This is a genomic window from Actinomycetota bacterium (assembly GCA_040754375.1).
Classification (GTDB): domain Bacteria; phylum Actinomycetota; class Acidimicrobiia; order Acidimicrobiales; family AC-14; genus JBFMCT01.
This window is the reverse complement of record JBFMCT010000076.1, coordinates 1-6,546: the sequence shown is the minus strand read 5'-3', so window position 1 is coordinate 6,546 and position 6,546 is coordinate 1. Positions and strand designations below refer to the sequence as shown.

5 protein-coding genes are annotated in these 6,546 nt (G+C 68.5%); 2 read left to right on the top strand and 3 right to left on the bottom strand.

Features of this window, described 5'->3' with window-relative positions; all coding sequences use genetic code 11:
* Positions 1-238: 238 nt before the first annotated feature.
* From AB1673_17175 to AB1673_17165, 3 genes are all read right to left on the bottom strand, one after another.
* Positions 239-928 carry a hypothetical protein gene (locus AB1673_17175; GenBank protein ID MEW6155690.1) on the bottom strand — a complete coding sequence of 230 codons (690 nt, stop codon included), beginning with the start codon at positions 926-928 and terminating at the stop codon, positions 239-241.
* 106 nt (positions 929-1,034) lie between these two features.
* Positions 1,035-1,595, bottom strand: a complete 561-nt coding sequence (locus AB1673_17170) for a sigma-70 family RNA polymerase sigma factor (GenBank protein MEW6155689.1) — start codon at positions 1,593-1,595, stop codon at positions 1,035-1,037.
* A 153-nt stretch (positions 1,596-1,748) separates the two neighbouring features.
* Positions 1,749-2,726 (bottom strand): polyprenyl synthetase family protein, encoded by a 978-nt coding sequence (locus tag AB1673_17165; protein MEW6155688.1) that lies wholly within the window; start codon positions 2,724-2,726, stop codon positions 1,749-1,751.
* Positions 2,727-2,929: 203 nt separating this feature from the next.
* On the opposite strand from AB1673_17165, the gene AB1673_17160 reads away from it, so the two are divergent.
* Positions 2,930-5,416: an ATP-dependent Clp protease ATP-binding subunit gene (locus AB1673_17160; protein MEW6155687.1), complete on the top strand. Its 2,487-nt coding sequence runs from the start codon at positions 2,930-2,932 to the stop codon at positions 5,414-5,416.
* 77 nt (positions 5,417-5,493) lie between these two features.
* Positions 5,494-6,192: a hypothetical protein gene (locus tag AB1673_17155; protein ID MEW6155686.1), complete on the top strand. Its 699-nt coding sequence runs from the start codon at positions 5,494-5,496 to the stop codon at positions 6,190-6,192.
* Positions 6,193-6,546 lie beyond the last annotated feature (354 nt).

The following is a 6,546-nucleotide window of genomic DNA, read 5'->3' as shown; positions in this document are numbered from 1 at the left end:
CTCGAAGCAGCCCGTCTCCGCCGCCTCACCTACCATCGCCAGCACACCTCGAAGCCAACCGACCAGGGACCCCGCGATGCGGACTGATCGATCCGGGATCTCTATCGCGAACTCAGAAACAGGTCACGCGAGCGGGCGAGCGGGCGATGGCGCACATAGCCTTCCTTGGTATTCGGCACCTACATCACTCACCCAACCTGACTACCACGACAGCTCGCTCCTTCATCGCAGAAAGCGCTCAAGACGGCACCCGAACGACGAGCGTTTGGGTGGCCTCACTGGCGTAGGGGCTCCGGCACGCTAGGGAGTCAGACCGGGCGGTGACCCTTATCTCGTAGTCGCCCGGTCCCTTGTACGTGTGCTCGGCAGCGATCGGGACCTGGCTCGGCCTCGTCGGGGGTGGGTCCCAGGGGCCGTAGGCGGCCTGACAGTGCGGGATCGGGCACAGGCCACCGTCGTCGCGAGAGCCGTCTCCCCACGAGATCGCCAGGCAGTATTCCGAGATCCTGGCGTCGTCATCTCGGGCGAAGCCGGTTAGGGCGACCGAGCCGCTCTCGGGGTTGATGGTGGGTGTGACCTCTATCAGGATGGGGGCGTTCGGACTGGGCGCCGGGTCCCAGTGGAACTCGCCACAGCTCGGGTCGAGGCTGTTCCGGCAGGGCATTGTGGTGGTGGGTGAGGAGCCTTCCGGCCGAAGGCCCGAGGTCGGCGGCAGGCTCGATGGGAGGGGAAGCGACGATGTAGTGGGCGTAGTGACATGCGGAGGCGGCTCCGAGGTGCTCCCCGGGACGGTGATTGGCTCGGTGGTGCTCGGCGGCGGAGGTTCTACCTCTGATTGCACCATCGGCGATCGAGTCGCAACCTCCGTGGTGTTCGAGGTTGCGCCCAACCCGATGGCGACCGACGCGGCGACCGTGAGCACGACCACCGTTGCTGCCGCTAGGAGCGACGCTTGGCGGGATCTCCGGCCTCGTCGTCCCTCGGTGAGGATCCTCTGCAGGAGGTCTTCCTGTCCAGTTGTGTCATTGCGAGGGTCAGGACCAGTCGAAGGCACTAGTCGTTCTCCTACTTCCAGGCATTGCACGGCGGAGGCTCTCAAGGGCTCGGTGGCAGTGAGACTTGACGGCTCCACTGCTTATGCCGAGTGTGGTAGCTACGTCTTCGACCGAGATGTCGGCCAAGAACCGGAGGGCTACGATCTGGCGCTGCCTACGGGGTAGGGCTCCCAGCGCAGCAGCGAGGGCAAGCCGTGTCGCTATCGCTTCGTACGGATCTGCCTCTGGCGGTGGTGGTGCGACCACCGGGCTCTGGCGCCGAACCCGGTCGATTGCCAGGTTGGTCGCTACCCTGCACAGCCAGGCGTGGGGCTGCGGGTGCCTGCGCATCCAGGTCCAGCGAATATATAGCCGGGTGAACGACTCGGCGGCCACGTCCTCCGCTAGGAACTCGTCGCCCACGATACGACGAGCGACCTGACGGACGACGGGAAGGTACTCGTGGAAGAGGGCGACGAACTCCTCATCGCTGGCTGAGGCCGTGGAACCGAGCTGCACTGCTTCTACAACGATTGGGGAGCCCGTGAGGTTCACACGCACTTGAACTTGAACGTCAGCCGCTAAAGATCGGGTTTGGTCACGTGCCCCTGGCGGTTGAGCCGCTGACGGTTCCGGCCGATGACGATCGGCTGGTCGGGTCCGCTTGCCTACGTCGGGCCCCCCGGGTAGGGCCCGCCGGACCGGGACTAACGGTCAGGCGGGGACGTTCTCGATGAGGTTGGAGGTCAGCGAGCGCAGGGCGGCCAGCTCGGGGCCGTCGCCCAGGGTGGCCAGCACGTCACGGGCCTCGCGGGCGTAGGCCCGGGCCACGTCCAGGGAGGCGGGCACGGCCCCGTTGGACCGGATGATGCGGCGGGCCTCGGCCACCTCCTCGGGGCCGATGTGGCGGCGCAGCAGGGGCCTCAGCCGGCGGCCCGTGCCGTCGGCCGCCAGGGCCCGGATGACGGGCAAGGTGTATACGCCCTCGACGATGTCGTTGCCCGCGGGCTTGCCCAGCTGCTCGTCGGTGGCCACCACGTCCAAGATGTCGTCGACGATCTGGAAGACCATGCCGACCAGCTCGCCGTAGCGGGTCAGGGTGTCGATGGTGGGGCGGTCGAGGCCGGCCGTCAGGCCGCCGATACGGCAGGCGGTGGCCATGAGGGCGGCCGTCTTGCCGCTGATGGAGGTGAGGTAGGCCTCCTCGGAGCGCTCCACGTCGAAGGCGTGGGACAGCTCCCGCACCTGGCCCTCGCACAGCGAGCCGATGGTGCGGGCCAGCAGGCCGGCCACCTCGGTGCCCAGGGAGGCGGCGATCTCCGACGCCCGGGCCAGCAGGAAGTCCCCGGCCAGGATGGCCACCAGGTTGCCCCAGCGGGCGTTGACCGATTCGACCGTACGCCGGGTGCGAGCCTCGTCCATCACGTCGTCGTGGTAGAGCGAGCCGAGGTGGACCAACTCGACGGCGCACGCTCCCATGACCACGTCGTCACCAACCGGGGCCGACCCCAGGCTGCCCGAGCACACGGCCAGGGCGGGCCGCAGCCGCTTGCCGCCGGCCGGCAGGAGGTGGCTGGCCACCGCCGTCATGAACGGGTCGGCGGCCTCGACGGCCTGGCCGAGGGCGACCTCCACGCGGGCCAGGTCACCTTCGAGCGTGGGCAGGTGGAGCAGCGATGCCAGGGCCAACATTCCCGCCGACCCTACCCTAAGCGACTGCTCAACCGTCCAACCCGAGGCGAGAACGGGCTCATCCCCGGCCCCCTAGGTGCCGACAACGTGGTATGGAGCAAGGACAGCACGGGAACTTCCGGCGGGGCGTGCGTGTTACATCTACCGTGGTCGCCGGTACACTCAGACCGCGGACCCACCCATCCCGGTAGAGGGGGTTCAGTTTGTTCGAGCGATTCACGGACCGAGCGAGAAGGGTCGTTGTCCTGGCCCAGGAGGAAGCTCGGCTCCTAAACCACAACTACATCGGCACCGAGCACATCCTGCTCGGCCTCATCCACGAGGGCGAAGGCGTGGCCGCCAAGGCCCTCGAGTCGCTCGGCATCTCGCTGGAGGCCGTCCGCAACCAGGTCGAGGAGATCATCGGCCAGGGGGGGTCGTCGCCCAGCGGGCACATCCCCTTCACCCCGCGCGCCAAGAAGGTGCTCGAGCTGTCGTTGCGCGAGGCGCTCCAGCTCGGCCACAACTACATCGGCACCGAGCACATCCTGCTAGGGCTGATCCGCGAGGGCGAGGGGGTGGCCGCCCAGGTGCTGGTCAAGCTGGGGGCCGACCTGTCCAGGGTCCGCCAGCAGGTCATCCAGCTCCTGTCGGGTTACTCGGGCAAGGAGGCGACCACCGGCGGGGGCCCGTCGGCCGAGAACCAGCCCACGGGCTCGCTCGTGCTCGACCAGTTCGGCCGCAACCTCACCCAGCTGGCCCGCGACAAGAAGCTCGACCCGGTCATCGGCCGCGAGCGCGAGCTCGAGCGGGTCATGCAGGTGCTGTCCCGCCGCACCAAGAACAACCCGGTGCTCATCGGGGAGCCGGGCGTGGGCAAGACGGCCATCGTCGAGGGCCTGGCCCAGAAGATCACCGGCAACGACGTGCCCGAGACCCTCAGCGGCAAGCAGCTCTACACCCTCGACCTGGGTGCGCTGGTGGCCGGGTCCCGCTACCGGGGTGACTTCGAGGAGCGCCTGAAGAAGGTCCTCAAGGAGATCCGCACCCGGGGCGACATCATCCTGTTCATCGACGAGCTGCACACGTTGGTCGGCGCGGGCGCGGCCGAGGGGGCCATCGACGCGGCCTCGATCCTCAAGCCCATGCTGGCCAGGGGCGAGCTGCAGACCATCGGCGCCACCACCCTCGACGAGTACCGCAAGCACCTGGAGAAAGACGCCGCCCTCGAGCGCCGGTTCCAGCCCATCAAGGTTGACGAGCCTTCGATCGCCCACACCATCGAGATCCTCAAGGGCATCCGCGACCGCTACGAGGCCCACCACCGGGTCACGATCACCGACCAGGCCATCGTGGCCGCCGCCAACCTGTCCGACCGCTACATCTCCGACCGCCACCTGCCCGACAAGGCCATCGACCTCATCGACGAGGCCGGCAGCCGCAAGGTCATGCAGCGCATGAAGACGCCGCCTGACTACAAAGAGCTCGAGGACGAGATCACCCGGGTCCGCAAGGAGAAGGACCAGGCGATCGAGAACCAGAAGTTCGAGCAGGCGGCCAAGCTGCGCGACAACGAGCGCGAGCTGCTCGACCGCAAGGCCGTCAAGGAGCAGGAGTGGAAGACGGCGGGCGTCGACCTGTTCGACGAGGTCGACGAGGAGGCCATCGCCGAGGTGCTGGCCCTGTGGACGGGCATCCCCGTCTACAAGCTCACCGAGGAGGAGACGGCCAAGCTGCTCCGCATGGAGGACGAGCTCCACAAGCGGGTCATCGCTCAGGAGTCGGCCATCCACTCGGTGGCCCAGGCCATCCGCCGCACCCGGGCCGGCCTGAAAGACCCCAAGCGCCCGTCGGGCTCGTTCATCTTCCTGGGGCCCTCGGGCGTCGGCAAGACCGAGCTGGCCAAGACGCTGGCCGAGTTCCTGTTCGGTGAGGAGAGCTCGCTCATCCAGCTCGACATGAGCGAGTACATGGAGAAGCACACCGTCTCGCGCCTGGTCGGTTCGCCCCCCGGTTACGTTGGCTACGAGGAGGGCGGCCAGCTCACCGAGGCCGTTCGCCGCAAGCCGTTCTCGGTCGTGCTCTTCGACGAGATCGAAAAGGCCCACCCCGACGTGTTCAACGCCCTGCTCCAGATCCTGGAGGACGGGCGGCTGACCGACGCCCAGGGCCGTACGGTCGACTTCAAGAACACCGTGCTGATCATGACGTCCAACCTGGGTACGGCCGACCTACGCAAAGCGGCCATCGGCTTCCAGAAGACGTCGGAGGCGCTGACCTACGAGAAGATGAAGGAGAAGGTCAACGAAGCGCTGAAGCAGCACTTCCGGCCCGAGTTCCTCAACCGCATCGACGAGGTCATCGTCTTCCACGAGCTGACGCCCGAGGAGGTCACCCGGATCGTGGACCTCATGATCAAGCGGGTGCGCGGCCAGCTGGAGGGCCAGGGCCTGCACCTGGAGCTCACCGACGCGGCCAAGATCCTTCTGGCCAAGAAGGGCTACGACCCGACGCTGGGCGCCCGCCCGCTGCGCCGGGCCATCCAGCGCCTGGTGGAAGACCCGATGTCCGAGCGGATCCTGTGGAAGGAGTTCCGCGCCGGTGAGACGGTCATCGTCGACGTCGAGAACGACGAGATCGTGTTCCGCACGATCGAGGGCATCGAGCCTCCGCCGCCGGTCGAGCTCGAGAAGTCGGCTCCGTCCGAATAGCCGCTCGCCTCTACAACTCACGACTGGTGTACGGGCCGGGGCGCACGCGTCCCGGCCCGTACCCGCGCTGGGCAACGGTGGCCTGCGCGCTGGTGCTGGCGGTCGTCACGTCGGGCTGCCACCTGACCCTGACTGCGGGGGTCGACGTGAGGGCGGACGGCTCGGGGTGGGTGCGGGCGGGGATCGGGTTCGACGAGGCCGCCGGCCGCGAGCTCGGTGGGCAGTCCGTGGCCCTTCTGGTCGACGACCTGCGCCAGTCGGGGTGGACCGTTGACGGTCCCCGGACCGAGGCCGACGGCCTCACCTGGGTGCGGGCCCGCAAGGCGTTCTCCGAACCGGCCGGGGCCACGGCCGCGGCCGCCGAGCTGAGCGGGCCCGAAGGGCCGTTCCGCGACCTGCAGGTGAGGCGCAACGGCTCGTTCCTGCGCACCCGCACGGTGTTCACCGGGATGGTCGACCTGTCCGCGGGCCTGGCCGGGCTGAGCGACCCGGCCCTGGCCGAGGCCCTGGGTGGCTTCGACCTCGGGCTCGACCTCGAAGGCCTGGGCCAGCGCTTCGGCGAGAGCCTGGGCGACGCCGTCGCCGTGCGCCTCGAAGCCCGCCTCCCCGGCCGGTCCGAGACCTGGCCCGTCGCCCTGGGGGACCAGGTCTCGGTCGAGCTCGTCTCCGAACGCTGGAACGTCCTCCCCCTGGCGGCCGCCGTCGCCGCCCTCCTGTTCGCCACCGCCGCCCTGGTCGTGGTCGCCTATGCCCGCCGCCGCGAGGCTGCCGGCTGACCGGAGCCGGGTGTGTGGTGAGGCCGACCGGCGGGGGTTGAGTTCCTAACTCACGTCAAGGTCCAGCAGCGACGAGTTGGGGAGTCGCCGGGGTCACCTGCGACCTGAGAGTACGTCCTGGGCAGCGAGTCACGCTGCGCCCGCTACCGGAAAGCCCCACACGTTCCGCAGGTGGTGTCCATCCGGACATTCCGTTAGCAGGGTCCGCCACCGCCGGCGGCCCCAAGTTCCTGAACAGGGATGCACGTGTGCCGAGGGGTTCGTCCGATCCGACGATCAGCTTTGAGGAGTCGACCTTGCAGCCGCTCCGGTCATACACCGAGCCGAACCGGAAGAACCGACCCGGCGAACCCT